At 33.9% G+C, this 21,684-nt stretch carries 23 protein-coding genes; 21 read left to right on the top strand and 2 right to left on the bottom strand.

Annotated features, from left to right (window positions below; translation table 11 throughout):
• The first annotated feature begins 206 nt into the window (after positions 1 to 206).
• The 10 genes from ACTTKP_RS05255 to ACTTKP_RS05210 all read left to right on the top strand — a co-directional run bounded on the left by ACTTKP_RS05255 (position 207) and on the right by ACTTKP_RS05210 (position 13,430).
• Entirely contained in the window at positions 207 to 482 is a 276-nt protein-coding gene (locus ACTTKP_RS05255) for a hypothetical protein (protein WP_442552855.1), read from the top strand.
• Between the two features lie 9 nt (positions 483 to 491).
• Positions 492 to 2,099: an ATP-binding cassette domain-containing protein gene (locus ACTTKP_RS05250; protein WP_442552854.1), complete on the top strand. Its 1,608-nt coding sequence runs from the start codon at positions 492 to 494 to the stop codon at positions 2,097 to 2,099.
• A 498-nt stretch (positions 2,100 to 2,597) separates the two neighbouring features.
• Entirely contained in the window at positions 2,598 to 4,244 is a 1,647-nt protein-coding gene (locus tag ACTTKP_RS05245) for a helix-turn-helix domain-containing protein (protein ID WP_442552853.1), read from the top strand.
• 541 nt (positions 4,245 to 4,785) lie between these two features.
• Complete coding sequence (gene yfcE, locus ACTTKP_RS05240) at positions 4,786 to 5,337, top strand: phosphodiesterase (protein ID WP_442552852.1); 552 nt, start codon at positions 4,786 to 4,788, stop codon at positions 5,335 to 5,337.
• A gap of 1 nt (position 5,338) precedes the next feature.
• On the top strand, positions 5,339 to 6,007 hold the full coding sequence (locus ACTTKP_RS05235; protein ID WP_442552851.1) for an HAD family hydrolase: 669 nt from the start codon (positions 5,339 to 5,341) through the stop codon (positions 6,005 to 6,007).
• Between the two features lie 145 nt (positions 6,008 to 6,152).
• Positions 6,153 to 7,049 carry a sulfide/dihydroorotate dehydrogenase-like FAD/NAD-binding protein gene (locus ACTTKP_RS05230; RefSeq protein WP_442552850.1) on the top strand — a complete coding sequence of 299 codons (897 nt, stop codon included), beginning with the start codon at positions 6,153 to 6,155 and terminating at the stop codon, positions 7,047 to 7,049.
• A 26-nt stretch (positions 7,050 to 7,075) separates the two neighbouring features.
• Positions 7,076 to 8,473: an NADPH-dependent glutamate synthase gene (gene gltA, locus ACTTKP_RS05225; RefSeq protein ID WP_442552849.1), complete on the top strand. Its 1,398-nt coding sequence runs from the start codon at positions 7,076 to 7,078 to the stop codon at positions 8,471 to 8,473.
• A gap of 242 nt (positions 8,474 to 8,715) precedes the next feature.
• Positions 8,716 to 10,185, top strand: a complete 1,470-nt coding sequence (locus ACTTKP_RS05220; RefSeq protein WP_442552848.1) for a diguanylate cyclase domain-containing protein — start codon at positions 8,716 to 8,718, stop codon at positions 10,183 to 10,185.
• Positions 10,186 to 10,305: 120 nt separating this feature from the next.
• Positions 10,306 to 11,229 (top strand): DUF5688 family protein, encoded by a 924-nt coding sequence (locus ACTTKP_RS05215; protein ID WP_442552847.1) that lies wholly within the window; start codon positions 10,306 to 10,308, stop codon positions 11,227 to 11,229.
• A 116-nt stretch (positions 11,230 to 11,345) separates the two neighbouring features.
• Positions 11,346 to 13,430 (top strand): elongation factor G, encoded by a 2,085-nt coding sequence (locus ACTTKP_RS05210; RefSeq protein WP_442552846.1) that lies wholly within the window; start codon positions 11,346 to 11,348, stop codon positions 13,428 to 13,430.
• A 41-nt stretch (positions 13,431 to 13,471) separates the two neighbouring features.
• Here the strand turns inward: ACTTKP_RS05210 and ACTTKP_RS05205 are convergent, their stop codons facing one another.
• Together ACTTKP_RS05205 and ACTTKP_RS05200 are read right to left on the bottom strand one after the other, a co-directional pair.
• On the bottom strand, positions 13,472 to 13,786 hold the full coding sequence (locus ACTTKP_RS05205; protein ID WP_442552845.1) for a GTP-binding protein: 315 nt from the start codon (positions 13,784 to 13,786) through the stop codon (positions 13,472 to 13,474).
• A 40-nt stretch (positions 13,787 to 13,826) separates the two neighbouring features.
• Entirely contained in the window at positions 13,827 to 14,447 is a 621-nt protein-coding gene (locus tag ACTTKP_RS05200) for a zinc-binding dehydrogenase (protein ID WP_442552844.1), read from the bottom strand.
• Between the two features lie 206 nt (positions 14,448 to 14,653).
• On the opposite strand from ACTTKP_RS05200, the gene ACTTKP_RS05195 reads away from it, so the two are divergent.
• The 11 genes from ACTTKP_RS05195 to ACTTKP_RS05145 all read left to right on the top strand — a co-directional run.
• Positions 14,654 to 15,265, top strand: a complete 612-nt coding sequence (locus tag ACTTKP_RS05195; RefSeq protein ID WP_442552843.1) for a YdcF family protein — start codon at positions 14,654 to 14,656, stop codon at positions 15,263 to 15,265.
• Positions 15,237 to 15,905, top strand: coding sequence for a Crp/Fnr family transcriptional regulator (locus tag ACTTKP_RS05190; RefSeq protein ID WP_442552842.1), 669 nt, complete (start codon positions 15,237 to 15,239; stop codon positions 15,903 to 15,905). The genes ACTTKP_RS05195 and ACTTKP_RS05190 overlap by 29 nt, the downstream gene beginning before the upstream one ends.
• Before the next feature lie 100 nt (positions 15,906 to 16,005).
• Positions 16,006 to 17,223 (top strand): ABC transporter substrate-binding protein, encoded by a 1,218-nt coding sequence (locus ACTTKP_RS05185; protein ID WP_442552841.1) that lies wholly within the window; start codon positions 16,006 to 16,008, stop codon positions 17,221 to 17,223.
• Positions 17,213 to 18,241, top strand: a complete 1,029-nt coding sequence (locus ACTTKP_RS05180; RefSeq protein ID WP_442552840.1) for a FecCD family ABC transporter permease — start codon at positions 17,213 to 17,215, stop codon at positions 18,239 to 18,241. The genes ACTTKP_RS05185 and ACTTKP_RS05180 overlap by 11 nt, the downstream gene beginning before the upstream one ends.
• Complete coding sequence (locus tag ACTTKP_RS05175) at positions 18,238 to 19,029, top strand: ABC transporter ATP-binding protein (RefSeq protein ID WP_442552839.1); 792 nt, start codon at positions 18,238 to 18,240, stop codon at positions 19,027 to 19,029. The genes ACTTKP_RS05180 and ACTTKP_RS05175 overlap by 4 nt, the downstream gene beginning before the upstream one ends.
• A 37-nt stretch (positions 19,030 to 19,066) precedes the next feature.
• Positions 19,067 to 19,717 carry a cupin domain-containing protein gene (locus ACTTKP_RS05170; protein WP_442552838.1) on the top strand — a complete coding sequence of 217 codons (651 nt, stop codon included), beginning with the start codon at positions 19,067 to 19,069 and terminating at the stop codon, positions 19,715 to 19,717.
• A 167-nt stretch (positions 19,718 to 19,884) separates the two neighbouring features.
• Complete coding sequence (locus ACTTKP_RS05165) at positions 19,885 to 20,349, top strand: DUF3990 domain-containing protein (RefSeq protein WP_442552837.1); 465 nt, start codon at positions 19,885 to 19,887, stop codon at positions 20,347 to 20,349.
• Complete coding sequence (locus ACTTKP_RS05160; protein ID WP_442552836.1) at positions 20,346 to 20,816, top strand: hypothetical protein; 471 nt, start codon at positions 20,346 to 20,348, stop codon at positions 20,814 to 20,816. The genes ACTTKP_RS05165 and ACTTKP_RS05160 overlap by 4 nt, the downstream gene beginning before the upstream one ends.
• Positions 20,817 to 20,877: 61 nt before the next feature.
• Positions 20,878 to 21,129, top strand: a complete 252-nt coding sequence (locus ACTTKP_RS05155) for a type II toxin-antitoxin system HicA family toxin (protein ID WP_442552835.1) — start codon at positions 20,878 to 20,880, stop codon at positions 21,127 to 21,129.
• Positions 21,116 to 21,496, top strand: coding sequence for a type II toxin-antitoxin system HicB family antitoxin (locus ACTTKP_RS05150; RefSeq protein ID WP_442552834.1), 381 nt, complete (start codon positions 21,116 to 21,118; stop codon positions 21,494 to 21,496). Before ACTTKP_RS05155 ends, ACTTKP_RS05150 begins: the two co-directional genes overlap by 14 nt.
• Positions 21,497 to 21,539: 43 nt before the next feature.
• Positions 21,540 to 21,684 (top strand): GTPase (locus tag ACTTKP_RS05145; protein ID WP_442552868.1); only part of this gene is annotated, 145 nt, incomplete at its 3' end.

Genomic DNA, 21,684 nt, shown 5'->3' with positions numbered 1-21,684 from the left:
AAGTAGTAAAAAGTCAAATAAAATGCTCTGTTTTTTAATCCTATCTTTGCTACAATATATATAACCATTTTAAATATATGTGTATAGATATTTAAAAGAATGCATATAATTTAATATGGAATGATATGAAGCAAAGATAGTTATTATACTAGAGTAATGCTAAATTAGTCTGTTTTGAAGTAACATATAATAAAGAGCATATGTTTATGCTAGAAAATAAATACTCATTCAGTAATGAAAATGAATATGAAAAAGTTTATAATTTATTAAAAAGTGTGAATAGAAGTGTAAAGCAAGAATGTACCAAATGTTGGGCAAGAAATTTATGTGGTGCCTGTCCTGCAAGTTTACTTTTGTTTTCAAATGATAATTCTACAGATATTGCCTGTATTAATATAAAAAATAAAATTGAAAAAGTACTTCCTTTGATAATTGAAGATGTATATAATAATAATTCAAATAACTATAATAGTTTAATATAGGGGGATGAGATGAAAATAATTAACAAGGAGAATAGAACCAGACTTGCAATAAGTCTCTTTTTTTCTATAGTGGGTGATATTTTCTTGATGCAAGCACTTATCGGAATGAGTGACATTATGGATATGGCAATAAAATCTAATATTAAAGATATGCCGCTTACAGTTTCACTTACCGTATTTTACATGGCAGCTCAATGGGGATGTACTTTTGTAAAGTATATATTCTGGCAGAGATTCATGTTTGGAACAAGAGACAACCTGCTCTTGATTTTAATTAAAAGCTTATTCAGACTTCCTATGTCAAAGCTAAAAGAAAAGAATTCTGATTATTATATGAATATCTTAAATAATGACATTGAAGAATTTAGAATTGGATATTTAGACGGATTATATGGGCTTTTATCATACTCGACATCAGTTATAGTGGCTGCTGTTACATTGCTTCGAGTTAATTATCTGATGGTCATAACAACAGTTATACTTACAATTCTTCCTATCCTTATAAGCAAGGTTATGACAGGGAAGACGATAAATATAAATAAAGAAAAAACAAGTGCAAATGAAACTTATTTAAGCCGCCTGCAGGAAATGGTTAAAGGGTTTGATGTTGTAAAGAGATCAGGACATTCTGATGAATATATCGGTATTTTTGAAAAAGTTAATGAAAAGCGTTCAGTTTCATATATGCATTATAACGTAACAACTAATATGATTAGGGCAACAATGTTTGCGATTGTAAGCATTAATCAATTAATCCTGACAGGACTTTGCTCCTTTTTGGTTGTGAAAAATATAATAAGTCCCGGACTTATAATTACAGTTACTGCAGCATTTGCAAATTTTTCAGATGCATTTTCAAATTCACTTGAAAGCGGTATAGAAATGAAGTCTGCTAAAGTTTTCCTTGAAAAATTTATGCCTTATCTGAATAAAAATATTGATGATAATGTGATTGATACTACACATCTTCAATCAGATAACAGATTGACAAAAGCTGATATAGCTATAGAAAAACTTAGTTTTGCTTATGAAGATAAGGAAATATTCAAGGATTTTTCTTTGAATGTAGGCAATGGAGAGATAGTTGCGGTAACTGGAGAAAGCGGTTCAGGCAAATCTACTTTAATAAAGCTTCTGCTCAAATCTTTCTTAAATTATAGCGGTAAAATTAAATATGATGGCAAGGATTTACAGGAAATTACGGAAGAAGAGCTTTACAGCAAAGTATATCTGGTTCCACAGGAAAGCTTCATTTTTAAATCTTCATTGTTTGATAATGTTACAATGTTTGCAAAGATGGAAGATGGTGCAGAGGCTAAGTTTAAGGAAATTCTTGAGAAGGTAAATCTTAGAAATTTTATGGAATTGCATAAAGATGAAGAACTTGATCCTGATGAAATGTCCGGAGGAGAGAAGAAAAGAGTTTCAATAGCCAGAGCCTTATTTAATGATTCTGAGATAATCATTTTAGATGAGCCGACTTCTGACTTAGATCCTGAGAATAAGGAGATAATAAATAAGATTATATTTGATATGAAAGATAAGACAAGGATAGTTGTAACCCATGACTGGAATGAAAAATATTTGGGGAAATTTGATAAGATAATAAAGTTATAAGGAGTTTAAGTTTGATAATAAATGCAACGGTATTTTGGAAAGAGTTTCTTGAGTATTTAGAAGTCAATGATGATACAACAGTTATCCTATAATTATGCATACACATGAATGGTATTATTCTGATGAAAACATATCATTTTCAAAAAAAGATTTACTTTTTATGAAGAATTTTGTAAAAGTTTGTAGAAAATTAGGTTTGAATTTAGCAATAACTTTTTGGGTTACTAATGAGAAATATTATCAACAATGTATATTTGACAAAGTTAGCAGCGAAGAGAAACTTAATTTAAGTACGATAAAATTGAGTATTGAGTAATTTTTCGCTTATCTTTAATATATAAGTTATGGTGAAAGATTGGAGGAATAATGAAGAAATACCTGACTGACAATTTCGGCTATACACTTAGAAACATAAGAGAAAATTTAAAACTTACCCAAACAGAAGTTTTTCAGGGAATTTTAGCAAGAAGTACTTGGTGTAATTATGAATCGGATATTATGATTCCTGATATGATTACATTCATTACCTTACTTGAGAGAATGGGAGTATCATCTAATAGATTTGAATTTATAGTTCCTGAGGAAGTTCATAAATTTTACACTTGGTATGAAGAATGTCTGCTTTGTATAGAAAATAATGACTGGAAAGGACTTATAGATAAAAGAAATGAATTTGAAGTATTTAAACAGATCAATGTAAAGTTTCAATATCAATATAGGGATTTTATAGATTACGTGATTGAAAGATTTGTGTACAAAAATTTGGATAAAGCTTTACACTATATAAAAAAGGCTCTATTATACACAATAACAGATATTGATAATATTGTGACTAATAGAGCATTATTATCTATATTTGAAGGTCATCTTTTAGCTAATTATTATGACTTACTTTATACTATACAGGTAGATGATGATATAACTAAAAAGCTGTATTCTTTTTACAAATATTACAGTCATAGGTTAAAAGATGATTTGATTAAAGGAAAAATCATTCCAAGAATTGCACTTATATTATTAACTCACGATAAAAGTATGCTAAGCAGAAAGAAAAGATTAAAAATAGAACATGAAACATTGAAAATATTGATTAAAAATTACACAATAAGAGAAGTGCCTGAAATTTTAAAACATTTAATAAAGGATGAGATGTCATATGGACTGTCCAAAATTCGTAATTTTCAAAGAAATGCTTTGTTGACTGTATTTGATAAATATGGAGTCTGTCCTGAATTTAGGGTAGAATTACAAAGATTTGAGAGAAAGAAACATTTACTGCTAAGTGATATGTTAAAGTTGCGTAGAATAGAGTTAGGTCTTACATTAGAGGAGGTTGCAGGAGATATATGTTCTGTAAGTACTTGTGCAAGGGCTGAGAAAGGAAAAGTAACTCCAAGTAAAACTACACTTGCTTTATTGAAAGAAAGATTGAAACTTAGGGCTTTATACTATAGTAGTGAGATTGAAACTGAAGATTATGATACATTAATGCTAAATTCAGAATGTAGGAAGTTAATATCACTTAGAATGTGTGATGAAGCAATAATAAAATGTAAAGAATTGTCAGAGAAATTAGATATTACTATCTCAATAAATAGACAAATTTTAGGGCTTTATGAATTATCCAAATCTTTAGATGAAACAGATAGAATAAACACATTATGGAATTTGTTGTTATATACAGACATAGATATTAATCATAAACTTATATTTAGCAGAGAAGAACTGGAATTGCTGAGTTGTATAGCTAGGGAAAAGGCAAAAGTAAATAATAAAGATGGAATTTTATTTTTGGAGAAATTATTAGAAAAAGAGCATAAACAAAGAGGAACATATTACTTCAGAACTGCTATTATAAGTAGAGATTTGATAAAAATGTTAAAAGACAATAAAGAGTATGATAAAAGTAATGAACTTGCAAATAAGGTAATACACAGGATGCTGAAAGAAAATGAAAGTGGATTATTACTGGATATGTTAGACTATATTTCAACTATAAAAGAAGAAACTGATAAGAAAAAAGAAGCAGGTGAAATTTGTAAAAATATGTTTTATATCGCAGAACTCTATGAAGTGTATGATGATGCAAAAAGTATAAAAGAATATTATACAAATAACTTTAATAAAAATGAAGTATGGTACTAATATATCACATCATATTATAATAGAAATATCTGATAATTTATTGAGTATAGAATTATAACAAGAATACAATAAATTATCAGATGTTATAATAAATTTAGTTTTAGAATTTGTTATTTAGAATTAAGCAGGGGTATCTGAAAAAGTGCTTATTGGATTTGGTGTCTTTTTATCACCGCATATAGTTATTTCGGACTTAGTATAAAGATTAAACTTCGGTATATAGGAAAAACTAAAAATTGAAGCTAACAATGGTACACTAAGTATAGCAACAAGACATACAAATAATTTTTTTCTTTTCACAGTAATAACCTCACTTATATAAAATATTGTTTAGGGAAACAATAAATCTGACAACATTAATTATAGAGAATAAATTAAATTAAGACCATAGCATTTTATTGGACATTTTAAGTAACAATATGTATTGGCGAATGCTGTATTGTGATAAAAATAATGCAGTTATAGCTTTTTTATGATAAAATTTAATTTGAGAAAGATATTTAAATACAAACTTATATTATAGGTTTTGAAAGGAAAAATTATGAAATTATTAATAGCATCAGATATACATGGCTCCGCTTATTATGCGAAGAAGGTTATAGAAAGTTTTGAAAAAGAAAAAGCAGATAAATTACTTTTGCTAGGTGACATCCTCTACCATGGACCAAGGAATGACTTGCCTTATGGACATAATCCAAAGGAAGTGATAGCGTTGTTAAATAATTTAAGTGATAAAATTATCTGCGTGAGGGGCAATTGTGAGGCAGAAGTAGACCAAATGGTATTAGAATTTCCTTGCCTTGCAGATTATGTTATTATAAATGCAGATGGAATTAATATTTTCGCTACACATGGGCATATTTATGGTGAGACTAATCCGCCAAAACTTAATAAGGGAGATGTTTTACTTTGTGGTCATACCCACATTCCTAAATGTACGGTTTATGAAAATTATATATATATGAACCCCGGTTCAACTTCAATACCAAAAGAAAATAGTCATAATGGGTATATGACTTATGAAGATAAGGTATTTACATGGAAAGATTTTGATGGAAATATAATAAACAGATATGACTGTGCGGAGGGATAAAATGGCTAAATTATATGCAATTTTTGATTTGGACGGTACACTTTTGGATACCTTAGATGACCTTATGGATTCTATGAATTACATATTGAAAGAGAATGATTTTCCAACCAGAACCAAGGATGAGATAAAAAGTTTTGTGGGAAACGGCATAAGAAAACTTGTGGAGAGAGCGGTACCGAAAGAGTTTAAAAATGATGAGGTATTTATTGATAAACTTTATAATGATTTTGGAAAATATTATAACCTGCATTCTGATATAAAAACGGCTCCTTATAAAGGAACACTTTCAATGCTGGATGAGATAAAGGCTAATGGTATTGAAGTGGCAATTGTATCCAATAAAATAGACAAAGCAGTGAAGTCGCTTAGTAGTAAATATTTTGGCGGTAAAATAAAGGTGGCAATAGGAGAAAAACCTGAAATAAGGCATAAACCGGAGCCTGATATGGTGCTTATGGCAATGCAGGAACTTGGAGCGGATAAGAGTAACAGCATATATATAGGAGATTCGGAAGTAGATATTCAGACAGCATCCAATGTAGGACTTCCATGCATATCGGTTTTATGGGGATTTAGGGATGAGCAATACTTAAAAGAGTGTGGCGGAAAGTTGTTTGCAGATTCAATGAAAAATTTGACAGAAAAGTTAATAAATTTCACAAAAAATTGAAAAAATTAGTCTAAACTAACTAAAAAGCAGGTGGAATACCTGCTTTTATTGATAAAAAATCTCTAATAATAGTTTAATTTTTTGAGAATTTGTGGTACTATTATCAGGATAGATTAATTTTGTGGTATTTTAGGAGGATAAAAAAATGTTTAAGGTTGTAAATAAGCGCTACCTGGCAAATAATATCTGGCTGGTAGATGTAGAAGCACCTAATGTAGCTAAGGCCTGCCTTCCGGGACAGTTTGTAATTGTAAGACTTGATGATAAAGCTGAAAGAGTTCCCCTTACAATTTGCGATTATGATAGGGAGAAAAATACCATTACTCTCGTTTATCAGTCGGTTGGGGCTTCAACTAAGAGAATGGAAAAAGAAGATGATAACGGTTATAAGGATATTGTTGGTCCTCTTGGACAGCCATCAGAACTTTGCACAATGCCTAGAGAAGAACTTGCAAAAGAAAAGATTCTTTTTATGGCCGGTGGTGTAGGTACAGCTCCTGTATATCCACAGGTTAAATGGCTTAAGGAAAATGGTTATGAGGCTGATGTTATTGTAGGTGCAAGAACTAAGGACTTGCTTATTCTCGAAGAGGAGATGAAGCAATGGGCAAGTAATCTTTATATTGCTACAGATGACGGCTCTTATGGATTTAAAGGAAATGTTAATGACTGTCTTAAAGACCTTCTTGCAAATCATGGAAAAGAGTATACAAGAGTAGTAGCAATCGGACCTATGATAATGATGAAGTTTGTCTGTCTTACCACAAAAGAGCTTGGCATACCTACTATAGTAAGTATGAATCCTATTATGGTTGATGGTACAGGTATGTGTGGTGCCTGCCGTCTTTCTGTAGGGGATAAGATTAAATTTGCCTGTGTAGATGGTCCTGAGTTTGACGGACATCTTATAAACTTTGATGAGGCTATGAACAGACAGCGTATGTATAAGTCTGAAGAAGGAAGAAAAACATTGAAACTTCAGGAAGGTGATACACACAAGGGACCGGGATGTATGACACCTAATCCTCAGAAAGTAGACTAAGTTAAGCTAATAAAGGAGATAAAAAAATGGCAGTTAATCCAATGCAGAGAATTCCTGTAAGAGAGCAGGAAGCTAAAGTAAGAGCAAAAAACTTTGAAGAAGTTTGTTATGGATATAATATTGAAGAGGCTATGGATGAGTCTACAAGATGTCTTAATTGTAAAAATCCACGCTGTGTAGGAGGTTGTCCTGTAGGTATTGATATTCCGGGATTTATTATGAAAGTTAAAGAAGGGGATGTTAAGGGGGCTTATGATACTATAAGTAAATACAGTGCACTGCCTGCAGTATGTGGCCGTGTCTGTCCTCAGGAGTCACAGTGTGAGAAATACTGCGTAAGGGGTATTAAGGGAGATGCAGTATCTATAGGTAAACTTGAAAGATTTACAGCTGACTGGGCTCGTGAGCATGAAATCCGTCCGGAGCCTGCAAAGGTTAAGAACGGTAAGAGAGTTGCTGTTATAGGTGCAGGTCCTGCAGGGCTTACAGCAGCCGGAGATCTTGCTAAGGCAGGCTGTGATGTGGTTATATATGAGGCTCTTCATGAAGCTGGAGGAGTACTTGTGTATGGTATTCCTGAATTCCGTCTTCCAAAAGAGACAGTTGTTAAATACGAAGTTGATAATGTTAAGGCTCTCGGTGTAGAGATAAAGACTGACTATGTAATAGGCAGATCTATTACTATAGATGAACTTATGGAAGAAGAAGGCTTTGATGCAGTATTTATCGGTTCAGGTGCAGGTCTTCCTAAGTTTATGGGAATTCCGGGTGAGAATGCTAATGGTGTATTCTCTGCTAATGAATACCTTACAAGATCAAACCTTATGAAGGCTTTTGATGATAATTATGATACACCTATTCATCCGGGTAAAAAGGTAGTGGTTGTAGGTGGCGGTAATGTTGCTATGGATGCTGCAAGAACTGCACTTAGGCTTGGAGCTGAAACACATATTGTATACAGAAGATCTGAAGAAGAGCTTCCTGCCAGAGTGGAAGAGGTTCATCACGCTAAAGAAGAGGGAATTATCTTTGATGTACTTACTAATCCTATTGAAATTATTGAGGATGAGAATGGTTGGGTAAAAGGCTGTAAATGTGTAAGAATGGAGCTTGGTGAGCCTGATGAGTCAGGTCGTAGAAGACCACAGGAGGTTCCAAATTCTGAATTTGTTATCGAGTGTGATACAGTTATTATGTCTCTCGGTACAAGTCCTAACCCACTTATTTCTTCTACAACTAAGGGGCTTGAATCTAATAAATGGGGCTGCCTTGTTGCTAAGGATGAGAACGGTGAAACTACAAAGACAGGTGTATATGCAGGCGGAGATGCTGTTACAGGAGCTGCTACAGTTATTCTTGCTATGGGTGCCGGTAAACATGCGGCGAAAGGTATCTTGGAGTACCTTGGAGTTGCTGAGGCTTAATAATTAAATAAGTTTGTGAGTAACTATCATTTATAAAGAAAACAGGGAGAAAGATAAAATCTCCCTGTTTTCTTGCATATAAGGGGCTGTATTAAAGTCATAGGGGATTTAGCTGATAGCAGACTATACAAAAATCAGATGATATACAAATCTTAAAGAAGTGTTTAAAAACAAGGTATAGATTTATGACATATTTATGCTATAATATTAGCAGATGAAAGTTTTAAGCAGGAGGAGATATTTTGACAACATTATTGTATGTAGTGATAGGCATTATGACGGTTCTTGCAACTGGTTTATTTTTTTCAAGAAATAAGATATTAAGAGAAAAAAAAGAAGCAGAAAAGAAATTAAAAGATACACTAAGTGCTCTTGATAATGTATATAGCGAAATTAATACTACACAGGAAGAGCTTAATATGAAGTATAGGGAGATAAAAGCAAGTGAGGATAAGATAAAGAAGCTTGCTTATGAAGATGCCTTAACAGGTCTTCCTAATGGTATAGCTTTTAATGAAATGCTTACTCATATTTTAGAAACTCTGAGAAAAGAAGAATCAATAGGAATTATGTATGTTGATTTGGATAATTTTAAACAAATAGATGATTTATGGGGGCATGCCAAATGTGAAGAATTAATTTTGGATGTTAGTCATAGGCTTAGACAGAATCTTGATGAAAATGATTATTTGGCTAAGCTTAGTGGTGATGAATTTATGATACTTAGCCAAAATATAATTGATTTGACAGATTTTAATGAAAAAATAAAAAGAATAGGTACTTCATTCAGATTTCCTTTTATAACTTCCTTTGGACAGGTAGTGGTAACTACAAGCATAGGAGCCGCAGTAGCACCAAGAGATGGAGCTAAAGCAGATTTGATAATTAAAAATGTTACAGCTGCATTAACCGAAGCAAAACATCTTGGAAAAGATAATTACTGTTATTATAGTGAAGAAATGTCTGAGAAGGAACTTGAAAATATTGAATTGCAATCAAGTCTTACTACTGCAATAAAAAATGACAGTATTCTGATTAAGTATTCTCCCATTTTTGATATAGGAAGCAGAACCTATGATACGGTCAGGTTGAGATTGTTATGGGACAGGGGAGAAAAGGGAGTGTGGAGAGCAAGGAAATTTATAGGTTTTGCAGAAAAAACAGGACAGATACTTGCACTTGGTGAAAATACAGTAAAAAGAGCCTGTGAAGAGATAAAGAAATTTCCTGATAAGAATGTAATTTTCCCGCTTGCAAGAAGATTGGTGCTAAATTATGATTTTAGAAATAAGTTATATGCGATTGTTGAAGAAGCCCAAATTAATGTAAAAAAAATTATAATAGAAGTAGATGAAAATATTTTGATGGAAGATTTGCCTGAATATAGTTTTGTTATTGAAGAAATGCTTGAAAGAGGTTTTGGATTCAGAATTGGAAGATATGGTAGTGGTGGAATGTCTATGGATATATTAAAAAATCTGCCATCTGCTCAACTATCCATTTCTGTAAGCAGACTTTTAGAGGAAAATGAAAAGACTGAGGTTATCGAATATTTAAAAATAGTTGTGGATGTTGCTGAAAAATTAGGGCATAGTATATCTTTTTCCGGGGTATCTGATGATGAAGTAGAGAGAGTTGTAGTTGCAAGTGGAGGTAAGATGGCTGAAGGAACATATTATGGAATGCTTTTGGAAGCTGAAGAAATAAGATAATTGTATAAAATGCCGAATATGAGTCTGAAATTTTGGTAAAAATGCCGTTGTAGATATTTCATATATGCTTTATAATTTGCTTATATTTGATTCTGAAAAATGGGAAGAAAGCGAGGAAATTTGAAGTATAATGAATTTATTGAAGCAGTAAGAATGGGCTTATCTGCGAAATTAGAACCTTATTATGAGGTTGTATTGAAGAAGGTTGCTAAAAACAACGGCATATACCGTTATGGACTTTCAGTATTATCGAAGGAAAATACTAAGAAGATATCTAGAATAGTTTATCTTGAAGATTTTTATCGAGAATATGAAGATAATGTAGAGTATAATTTTGAAAATGTTGTAACTGAACTTTATCATATATTAAAAGATTTGGATTATCCGCATTTTAATCAAGTTGATTATACAGATATAGATAGAATAAAGGCTAAGATAATCTTTGAGTTGGTAAATTATGATATGAATAAACTTAGACTTTCTGAAAGGCCGTTTATTAAAATTATGGATTTAGCAGTGATTTTTGCGTATATTGCAACTGATGTAGGAAAAGATTTTGGAGTAGTACATATTACTAATGAAATGGCAGAGCAGTTTGGGCTTACCTGTGAGAAGATTTGGAATATAGCCAAAGAGAATACTCCTAAACTCCTTAAGGCTGAGATTATTCCAATGTCAAGTTTCATACCAAGTAATGAGAGATATGATGAAGAAGAGGAAATGTATATTATTTGCAATGATAAAAAAAGCAGTGGTGCCGGAGTTATTTTGTATGACAAAATTCTTGAAGAACTTTCATCTAAATTAAAGTCTGATTTATATATTCTTCCCAGTTCAATCCATGAAACTATTGTAATCAGTAATAAAGGAGATAAGGATATATCTGCCTTACGAGACATGGTGAAAAACATAAATAATACAGTGGTGTCTGCGGAGGACATTTTGTCTGATAATATATATCATTATAGCATGAGGGATAAAAAAATAGAAATAGCATATAAAAATACTACATTTATGTACGAACGAAGTAGAATAAATCAGTAAAACCATGTAAAATATTAACATAATACTTGAAAAAACATATAAAAAAATGTACAATATCTATATGTGATAAATCCAAAATTCAGGCTACATAAGTTTGTGGCAGATTGGAGAAAAATATGGACATTTTCAAGTATGAAAGAATCAGAAACGTAGCTCTACTTGGCCATGGCAGCTGTGGTAAGACTACACTTGCAGAGGCCATGGCATTTGTAACAGGTGTAATTTCAAGGCAGGGAAAGATTGAAGATGGCTCAACTATCAGTGATTATGATAAAGAAGAGCAGAAGAGAACTTTCTCCATACATACTTCCGTTATTCCGATTGTAAGTGAAGATACAAAGATTAATATTTTAGATACTCCGGGGTACTTTGATTTTGTTGGAGAGGCAGAAGAAGCTGTAAGTGCAGCAGATGCAGCTGTTATTGTAATTTCGGCTAAAGCAGGTGTACAGGTAGGTACAGAGAAGGCATGGAATCTTTGTGAAAAATATAAACTTCCAAGAATGTTCTTTGTAACAGATATGGATGATGATAATGCAAGTTACAGAAAAGTTGTGGAAGCACTTCAGGAACTCTATGGAACAAGAGTGGCTCCTTTCCAGCTTCCAATCCGTGAAAATGAAAAGTTTGTCGGTTTTGTAAATGTGGTAAAAATGGCAGGTCGTAGATTTAATGACGACGGCACTTATATAGATTCAGATATTCCTGACTATTCTATGGAATATTTACAAACTTACAGAGATGCACTTTTAGAGGCAGTAGCTGAGACTAGTGATGATATGATGGATAAGTTTTTCAATGGTGAGGAATTTACACAGGCTGAGATGTCTACAGCACTTAGAAAGAGTGTTGGTGATGCAAGTCTCGTACCGGTTCTTATGGGTTCAGGTACTGAAGCCAAGGGTGTAAGAAACCTTATTGATCAGATTATAAGCTATTTCCCATCGCCTAATAAGACTATAATTACAGGTATTAATCAGAAGACCGGCAATAGTTTCCATGCTGATTATGATGAGAATAAAGAGATGACAGCTAAGGTATTTAAGACAATAGCAGATCCGTTTATTGGAAAATTCTCGCTTATTAAAATTTGCTCAGGTGTACTTAAAGCTGATTCTACCATTTATAATGTAGCAAAGGATGTTGAAGAAAAGATTTCAAGACTTTATGTGCTTAGGGGAAAAGAGCAGATAGAAGTGAAAGAACTTCATGCCGGTGATATTGGTGCAATAGGCAAACTTGATATTGCAACGGGTGACAGTATAGCTACTAAGGCTGTACCTGTAGTATATGACAAGCCAACATTCTCAGTTCCATATACTTATATGAGATATGTAACTAAGAATAAGGGTGATGATGATAAGATTGCCAGTGCTCTGGCTAAGATTGTAGATGAAGATCCAACTATTAAGCTTGTAAATGACAGTGCAAATCGCCAGTCATTAATCTATGGTATTGGTGACCAGCATTTGGATGTTGTGGTAAGCAAGCTTGCATCAAGATATAAGGTTGAAATTGAGCTTCTTAAACCTCGTATTCCTTATAAGGAAACGATTAAGAAGAAGGTTTCAGTACAGAATAAGTATAAAAAGCAGACCGGTGGACATGGTCAGTATGGTGATGTACATATTACATTTGAACCATCAAATGATCTGGAAAAACAGTATATTTTTGAAGAAACTGTATTTGGCGGTGCCATTCCAAAGAACTTCTTCCCTGCTATTGAAAAGGGTATAGCAGAGTGTGTAACTAAGGGACCTCTTGCAGGTTATCCTGTAGTAGGACTTAAAGCTACACTTACAGATGGTTCTTATCACCCTGTAGATTCTTCTGAAATGGCATTTAAAACAGCTGCTACACAGGCTTTTAAAGATGGTTTTATGCAGGCTATGCCTATACTTTTAGAGCCTATCGTAACTCTCAGAGTAGTAGTTCCTGATGAGTATACAGGTGATGTAATGGGAGATCTTAATAAGAGACGTGGAAGAGTAAGTGGCATGAATACCCTTTATGATGGAAGAACTGAAATCCTTGATGATATTCCGCAGGCAAGCCTTATGGGATATTCTACAGACCTCAGATCTATGACAGGTGGAATAGGAGAGTTTTCTTATGAATTTAGCCACTATGAGGCTGCACCTGCCGATGTACAGGCAAAGGTAGTAGAAGAAAATGCTGCTAATGCAGGTAAAGAGGAATAATTAAATAGCCATATATAACTAAACCCTGTCTGATTAAAATGTCAGACAGGGTTTAACATAGAATTTTTTACGCCAATTTTAATAAAATTGGAACTTTCAAAGAAAATTTCTCTGATTTTTTGTTTTTTAATATCATTTCCAATAAAGACTACTTTATCAGATATTTCATTGGTATCTGTCTCAATCTGATATCTGTTATCTGATACATCAAATCTTAGATTAACTCCTCTTATAGCAAAGCTTCCTTTAGCTCTGAATACATTCCCATATACTCCTCTTATAAGATTTTCTAAAAATATAATAAATCTTTCAATAGAGCGGACAGAAATATTGTTTAAGGAAAAAGTATCAGGCATATTTTCTGACTCATCTTTTATAGGAATTTCAACAGTCCCATCAAGATACTTTGTTAAGAGGAATATCGATGTTTTCTCCGGATCCTAAGTAATTTACATTACCAATTTTTCCGCCCGGCTTTAAGCACTTAACAGCAGGTGAAAATGTCTCAACACCACCGCCGGCGATAATAACTTTATCAACACCCTTGCCATCAGTCATCTTCATAACCTGCTCATCAATAGGACCATTCTTGTAGCTGATAAAATCTGTAGCACCATAACCTTTTGCTGCTTCAACACAAACAGGTCTTGTACCGACAGCAATAATTCTTGAAGCACCACGGAGGTTAGCTCCTGCTACTGACATAAGACCAACAGGCCCAATGCCGATAACAAGTACAACATCACCAAACTGCACATCAGCAAGTTCTACACCATGGAAACCGGTAGGAACCATATCAGAGAGCATACAAGCATCAACAGTATTTATATTATCAGGAAGAAGGGCAAGGTTTCCGTCTGCATCATTTACATGGAAGAATTCGGAGAACACACCATCTTTAAAGTTAGAGAACTTCCAGCCTGCAAGCATTCCGCCTGAATGCATAGAGAAGCCAGCCTGTGCCTCAAGAGAATTCCAGCCTGACTCACCAATCTTAAGCATTGCATAACCTTTCATAACCATTCTCCTTTCAAAAATTGAAATATTAGCCTACATAAAAGCTATATTTACATTATAATAGTTAATTCGATAAAAGTCACTAAAAAATTAGAAAAAACATTAGATAAAATTGTGCATGTTTGCAAATCATTTGCAAATTGTATTGACCGTAAGTGTCATTTGCATTAAAATTATAATAAAGCATAGAATGGAGCGAAAAATTGATGAGGAATAACACAGAAGATATAACTAAGTTTATTTTTATAAAAGATGAGCCGGAAAAGTCGGATATTATTTTCATACCCGGTTCATCAAACTGGGGACTTGCTGAAACGGCTTCTGAACTTTATGGAAAAGATTTATCAAAGAAAATAATGCCTTCGGGAATGTATTTTTATAAGATAGGTAAGTTTTTAAATGAACGGGTTACAGAAGATAGGTACAAGGGGAATTATAGGACTGAAGCAGAGTTTTTGAGTTCTGTGCTTGTTAAAAACGGTGTATCGGATGCAGATATTTTAATGGAGGAGAGGGCTACTAATACTTATGAGAATGCTATATTTTCAAAAGAATTACTTGAAAGTAAAGGGATGGAGGTGAAAAGTGCAATCATTTGTCCTCAGGCTTTTCACGCAAGGAGGGTGTTTATGACATATTCTCATATCTTTCCAAATACAAAGTTTTATATTGTACCTACTGACACACAGGGAATAACGGCGACTAACTGGTACAAGACAGATAGAGGTGTGAAGGTGGTACTGGGGGAACTTAGAAAATGTGGCGAGTATTTTGAGGAGTATGTATTAAATGAATTTAGAAATAGAACAGTATTATGATATTTTAAGAAGCTCTAAATTATTTTATAATTTAGACTTGGAGGCAATTCTTCATATTGTAAAATGTCTTGAAGGATACATTAGGGAGTATATAGCAGGGAGTATCATCCTGTCTTATGGGAGTCGAACCGAATATGCCGGGGTTGTGCTTTCAGGTAAGCTGTCTTTAGTAATTCCTGAGTCTGATGGAAGTGAGACCAATATGGGAAATATAATGGAATCCGGTTTTTTTGCCTGTGCTAATTCCTGCATAGTGGGACAAAAGTATTTGGCCAGTGCTATTGCAAAGAAGGATTCTAAAATTTTATTTTTAAAATTCTCTAATTTATTTAAACCTTATGCAAGGAGATGTACATTTGCATCTATGATGACTGCAAATCTACTTAGGCAGATAGCAGAAGAAAGTGTCATTCAGGAAAAAAGAATAAGAGTTATGAGTCAAAAGAGCATAAGGGCTAAAGTGATTTCATATATAGAAGAGTTTAGTGAGGATGGAATGTGTGGTAAGAGAACCATGAATAATCAAGAACTTGCTAATTTCTTAGGAATTGATAGAAGTGCCTTGTCAAGAGAAATATCTAGAATGAAGTACGAAGGTATAATTGAATGGGATAAATGTAAGTGTAAGCTGCTGATTTAACTAATTTTATAAAATGTTGCAATTGCAATAGAAAATAATATCTTCCTAAAATATACTTAAATTAGTTGCAGCTAACTAAGTTATATTTTAGGAGGATATTATGAAAAAGGCAAGGTTTACGGCACTTATGGTTGGAGCTATGATAGCTCTTAGTGCTTGTGGAGGTAATTCTGCAAATATCGAGAAAAAAAGTAGTGTAACTCAAAATACATCTGTTGCACAGTCGACATCTTCAAAAAATTCTTCGTCATCAATGATGAGTTCGTCCAATCAGAACGAAAATATGATAAGCGAAGTTAAGGGTATGGCTACGCACAATGTAGTTGACCATGGTGGCAATACAGTAGAAGTTCCGAATGAAATCAACAGAATAGTTATTGATCAAATTCCTATTTTATCTACATATATGGCATATTTTCAGGGGGATGCACCTAAGATTGTAGGTTTTGCGGGTTCATTCAAGGATATTATTACTAAGACGGCATTAAAAAACATTGCTCCTGAGCTTTTTAAAAGCAGTGATACCGTCTATGCTCAGAGTGATTTGAATATAGAAGAGATTATTAAACTCAAGCCGGATGTTATTTTTTATAATGCTCAAAATAAAGAGCATGCGGAAATACTCAAAAAATCAGGCATACCTGCAGTGGGGTTTGCTACAATAGGGGCAAGTACACCCGCCGATCCGATAGAAAGATATAAAGAGTGGTTGAGGCTTTTGGAGGATGTTTTCGGAGAAAAAGGTAAGATGGACAACTTCATAGCTGAAGGTGACAAGATAGTGGCTGATGTTACGGAAAGAATAGCTAAGGTTGATGATAAAGACAGACCGGATACTATGATACTTTGGAAATATGCAAACGGTGTCCCTATGGTTGCCGGTAAAGGCTCGTTCGGAGATTTCTGGCTTCAGAGATTAAAGGTTAAGAATCTGGCAGGAGAGACCAAAGGCTTTGCCCAGGTAAGTATGGAACAGATATATAAGTGGAATCCTTCACTTCTTTTCTTGGATGGACCGGGACTTCTTGATATGATTCCGTCGGATGTTATAGAAAATAAGGTAGAGGGTGCGGATTTCTCTACTATAAAGGCTGTAAAGGATAAGAGGGTATATAATACAACACTTGGTATGTGGAACTGGTTTACGCCTAATCCTGATGCACCGTTAGTGCTTGCTTGGATGGCTTCAAGAACCTATCCTGAGCAGTTTAAGGATTATCCGCTTGAAGATACTATCCGCAAATATTATAAAGATTTTTATGGTTATGATGTTACCGATGAGGAAATGAAGGGGATGTTAGATTATAATGAAAGATAATCTGTGGATTAGAAATAATCATTTTACATTACTTTCATATGCACTTATGTTTGTTACCCCTATAGTATTTGCACTTATTGCACTTTGCAGCGGAAGAATGTTTCTGTCTGTAAAGGAAGTTGTGGACACATTGATGATGGTAATAAACGGAAAAGGAGAGGAAGCTGAGTTCTTTTCCATTATTATGAACATAAGACTACCCCGAATTATAATGGCAGTAATAGTGGGAATGGGTTTGAGTCTGGCAGGCAGTACATTCCAATCACTTTTTTCCAATCCGCTTGCTACACCTGATATTTTGGGTGTAACAAGCGGCACCTGTGTAGGAGCGATCTTAGCAATTTTACTTGGCAGAAGTATATTAGAAGTACAGCTTATTGCACTTGTATTCGGACTTGCGGCGGTATGGATAACAATGAAGGTGGCAGGCAATGATACAGAACGTTCAATAGTGTTTTTAGTGCTTTCGGGTGTTATAATTTCATCTTTATTCAATGCAATAGGCTCATTGCTAAAATATACGGCAGATCCTACAAGCAAGCTGCCAGAGATAACCTACTGGCTGATGGGAAGCTTTGCTTCTGCCTCTTACACAAAGATACTGATAGGAAGCCCGCTAATCTTGATAGGAGTAGCAGTTATTTACCTGCTGAGATGGAAATTAAATATACTTTCGTTAAGTGAAGATGAGGCAAAGGCAAGCGGTATGGACATAAGAAAAATAAGACTGGCTTTCATACTTGCTTCTACCCTTATTACAGCTTCAAGCGTGTCTATGTGTGGGCAGGTGGGTTGGATAGGACTTTTAGTTCCGCATCTTTCAAGAATGTTGGTAGGCAGCAATAACAGATATGTAATTCCTATAAGCATGAGCATTGGAGCTGCATTTATGATTGCTATTGACACTATGTCAAGAAGCATAAGCGTAATAGAACTTCCTCTGTCGATACTGACTGCCATAGTTGGAGCTCCGATATTTATTTCGTTACTTAGGAGGAACAGGAAAAATTTAAGATGATATTAGAAGTTTCAAATGGTGCATTTTCTTATCCGGGTGGTAAGACAGTGATAAACGGTATTAACCTTGGTGTAGACAAGGGTGAGGCACTTTCGGTATTGGGACCTAACGGAGTCGGAAAGACTACTTTGTTAAAATGTTGTCTGGGACTGCTAAATTTTAATAAGGGAGAGGCAAGGCTGTACGGTAATGATATAAAAACCATGAAACCCAAAGACTTTTGGAAATCTGTGTCTTATATTCCACAGTCTCATAATTTTGCATTTTCTTACAGTGGCATAGATTTGGTTGTGTTAGGTCGAAGTTCACACCTTAATACCTTTGAACAGCCCGGTAAAAAAGATTATGAAAGGGCGTATGAAATACTTAAGGAAAACGGAATCCTGTATCTGGCAGATAAAGACTGCAATAAGATGAGCGGCGGTGAACTTCAGATGATACTGATAGCCAAGGCACTTATAAATGAACCAAAGCTCATAGTCCTTGATGAACCGGAAACAGGCCTTGATTTTCATAATCAGATTTTGGTTCTTGACTTGATAAACAAGTTGGTACATGAAGATGGACTCAGTGCAATTATCAATACCCATTATCCTACCAACGCCCTTATGATATCCGATAAGACTATTCTTATGAAAAAAGATGGTTCATATATTTATGGAAAAACAAATGAAATCCTTAATAAAACCAATATTGAGGATGCTTTTGATGTAGAAATTATCATAAATGAAGGCGATTATAAAGGAGAGAAAAAGAAAAGTATAATTCCCGTTGCAATCAGACGGTAAGTTATATCATTAAACTATTTTGACAAGGGAGGCGGCTATGATTAAAGGCGGTAGATTTAAGTTTTCAGAAGAATATAAAGTAAAAAATGAACTTACCATTTCTACAAAATTAGGACTTTCGGATGCACCGATTACTTATTTCAGGCTTGGAAAAGGTACTGATATAAGTAAGGAAAGTTATGACTGCCCGGTACTTTACATAGGTACAGACGGATTTGGTGTGTTTAATCTGAATGAAAATGATACAGAACATATGTCTGAAAATGCCTTGTTATATGTAGCACCCAAAACTTTATGCGGTATGTCGGCCGGTACAGAGAGCGGTCTGTCATATATAGAAATATTACTTGAAAAGGAGATAAATATGAATAGTGTATTAAAAGCAGGAGAGGTTACAAAATTAAAAAACTTACTTGATTATGAGAAGGGAAGCATAGCAAATGTAGACCTTATCGGACAGGACAATCTTAAGTTTATGATAATGGCTTTTGACGAGGGCTGCTATCTTTCAGAGCATCGTGCTCCTGGTGAAGCAATAGTTTTTGCTCTTGAAGGCAAGGGAATTATAAACTATGAGGGTAAAGACTATGAGGTAAACGAAGGTGATAACTTCAAGTTCGATAAAAATGCCCTTCACAGTGTAAAAGCGGTCGGAAGATTTAAGATGGCACTTTTGCTTGTAAAATAATTAGGTAAAGTAAATAATTAGGCGGCAAATTTCTGTAAGGGAAGATGCCGTCTTTTTATGTAACAACTTTGCAGTTGCTGGATTTTTAAAAGAGTTTAGAGTATACTGATATAAGTGTAAATATAAGTAGTGAGATTGTTGAATATAGGTTGGTTGGAGAAATATTTATGGGTAATCATATTATGCTCTATCATGGAAGTAATGTTATAGTGCAAAATCCTAAAATCTTAATAAACAGTCATTATAAAGACTTTGGATATGGATTTTACTGTACTAATATAAAAAGACAGGCTATGAGGTGGGCAAGTTCTAAGTCTGGTAAATCATATGTTAATAATTATACATATAAAGAAAATTCTAAATTAAAAATTTGTATATTTGAAACTATGACGGAAGAATGGTTGGAATTTGTGGTGAACTGCCGTTTAGGAAAAGAACATAATTTTGATATTGTAGAAGGACCTATGGCAGATGATCAGGTTTGGGACTATGTAGAAGATTATATAGACGGCAATATTTCAAAAGCAGCCTTTTGGGAACTGGTTAAGTTCAAATATCCTACACATCAGATAGTTTTTTGTACAGAAGAAGCTTTGAAAACTTTAAATTTTGAAGGGAGTGAGAAACTATGACTAATATATATTTTCCGGATGAAGAAATTACAAGAGATGATGTTAAATTTATCTGTTATATGATAGAGCGTGTGGCAAGAAGACTACATCAGCGTAATAGTTATGTTGTAAATAAGCTGGGAGAGGAAAATATGAATCATCTTATAAGTGTGGCTAATGTACTTCATTCCAAAAATCCTTTGGATGTAGAAGATGAGTGGATTAGTGAGTATGGTTTAGAAAAGGGCAATGTAGATGTGACTGATGTGAATTATGAACTGGTGGATAGAATACCTACTCCTCTCCAAATGGGCAAAGTTTATGAACGCCTGATTTATAATACAGCACAGCCGAATGAGAGTGAAGTTGAGGGAATTATAAGAGTTTATAATAATAAGCTTTGCGATAAACTTGATGATTATAACTGCAGTGCCTATTATGAGCCGTCTTATTTCATAGCAAGGGCTTATAACCAGGGTGGGTTCTAAAATTTTAAGGTAAACTTGACACCAAATACGACACCAAATATAATTATGTTAGGAGTTATTAATGTCCAAATGGGAAAAACTTTTAAGAAAGCTATTATTTTTGTCAAAAGATATGAGGTTTAATGAATTACAAAAAATCTTGGAATACTATGGATATGTTATGAATGCACCAAGAAGTGGAAGTAGCCATTATACTTTTCGTAAACTAGGTAAGAATCCGATTACAATTCCTAAACATGAACCAATTAAAAAGGTATATGTTGAAATGGTGCGAGATATAGTTGAGGAGGAAATGTTATATGAAGACAATTGATTATTACTTAAAGCTTCCATATAAGTTGGAAATCGTTCCAGACATAGATGAAGGAGGATTTGCGGCAAGATATCCGGAGCTTCCGGGATGTATAACGGTTGGTGATACACTTGAAGCAGCTGTTAAGAATGTGAATGATGCAAAAATAGAATGGATTACTGCAGCTTTGGAAGATGGAAAAACTATTCCTGAACCTTCATCATATGATGATTATTCCGGACAATTTAAGTTAAGATTGCCAAAAAGCTTGCATAAATTACTGGCTGACCAGTCTAAGGAAGAAGGTGTAAGTATGAATCAGTACTGCGTTTACTTACTTTCAATGAATAATGCTTCTAACCTTTACAAACACCACTCAATAAGGTAAAATTACAGAGTAGCATAAAACATAACAAATTTAGAGGTGAAATTTGAAACCAATAGTAGCAATAGTAGGAAGACCTAATGTAGGTAAGTCCACACTTTTTAATAAACTTGCAGGCAGTGATATTTCTATAGTAAAAGACACTCCGGGTGTAACCAGAGACAGGATATATGCAGATGCAGAGTGGCTTA

The organism is Catonella sp., assembly GCF_052169795.1.
Lineage (GTDB): Bacteria > Bacillota > Clostridia > Lachnospirales > Lachnospiraceae > Catonella.
This window is presented reverse-complemented; position numbering and strand designations above follow the sequence as displayed.

Excerpts from the sequence above, each read along its gene's own strand:
- ACTTKP_RS05255 (WP_442552855.1), top strand. The coding sequence starts at position 207 with ATGCTAGAAAATAAATACTCATTCAGTAATGAAAATGAATATGAAAAA.
- ACTTKP_RS05200 (WP_442552844.1), bottom strand. The coding sequence starts at position 14,447 with ATGAAAGGTTATGCAATGCTTAAGATTGGTGAGTCAGGCTGGAATTCT.
- ACTTKP_RS05180 (WP_442552840.1), top strand. The coding sequence starts at position 17,213 with ATGAAAGATAATCTGTGGATTAGAAATAATCATTTTACATTACTTTCA.
- ACTTKP_RS05235 (WP_442552851.1), top strand. The coding sequence starts at position 5,339 with ATGGCTAAATTATATGCAATTTTTGATTTGGACGGTACACTTTTGGAT.
- ACTTKP_RS05250 (WP_442552854.1), top strand. The coding sequence starts at position 492 with ATGAAAATAATTAACAAGGAGAATAGAACCAGACTTGCAATAAGTCTC.
- ACTTKP_RS05230 (WP_442552850.1), top strand. The coding sequence starts at position 6,153 with ATGTTTAAGGTTGTAAATAAGCGCTACCTGGCAAATAATATCTGGCTG.
- ACTTKP_RS05155 (WP_442552835.1), top strand. The coding sequence starts at position 20,878 with ATGTCCAAATGGGAAAAACTTTTAAGAAAGCTATTATTTTTGTCAAAA.
- yfcE (WP_442552852.1), top strand. The coding sequence starts at position 4,786 with ATGAAATTATTAATAGCATCAGATATACATGGCTCCGCTTATTATGCG.
- ACTTKP_RS05150 (WP_442552834.1), top strand. The coding sequence starts at position 21,116 with ATGAAGACAATTGATTATTACTTAAAGCTTCCATATAAGTTGGAAATC.
- ACTTKP_RS05160 (WP_442552836.1), top strand. The coding sequence starts at position 20,346 with ATGACTAATATATATTTTCCGGATGAAGAAATTACAAGAGATGATGTT.
- ACTTKP_RS05245 (WP_442552853.1), top strand. The coding sequence starts at position 2,598 with ATGATTCCTGATATGATTACATTCATTACCTTACTTGAGAGAATGGGA.
- ACTTKP_RS05165 (WP_442552837.1), top strand. The coding sequence starts at position 19,885 with ATGGGTAATCATATTATGCTCTATCATGGAAGTAATGTTATAGTGCAA.
- ACTTKP_RS05195 (WP_442552843.1), top strand. The coding sequence starts at position 14,654 with ATGAGGAATAACACAGAAGATATAACTAAGTTTATTTTTATAAAAGAT.
- gltA (WP_442552849.1), top strand. The coding sequence starts at position 7,076 with ATGGCAGTTAATCCAATGCAGAGAATTCCTGTAAGAGAGCAGGAAGCT.
- ACTTKP_RS05190 (WP_442552842.1), top strand. The coding sequence starts at position 15,237 with ATGAATTTAGAAATAGAACAGTATTATGATATTTTAAGAAGCTCTAAA.
- ACTTKP_RS05210 (WP_442552846.1), top strand. The coding sequence starts at position 11,346 with ATGGACATTTTCAAGTATGAAAGAATCAGAAACGTAGCTCTACTTGGC.
- ACTTKP_RS05175 (WP_442552839.1), top strand. The coding sequence starts at position 18,238 with ATGATATTAGAAGTTTCAAATGGTGCATTTTCTTATCCGGGTGGTAAG.
- ACTTKP_RS05205 (WP_442552845.1), bottom strand. The coding sequence starts at position 13,786 with ATGCCTGATACTTTTTCCTTAAACAATATTTCTGTCCGCTCTATTGAA.
- ACTTKP_RS05185 (WP_442552841.1), top strand. The coding sequence starts at position 16,006 with ATGAAAAAGGCAAGGTTTACGGCACTTATGGTTGGAGCTATGATAGCT.
- ACTTKP_RS05170 (WP_442552838.1), top strand. The coding sequence starts at position 19,067 with ATGATTAAAGGCGGTAGATTTAAGTTTTCAGAAGAATATAAAGTAAAA.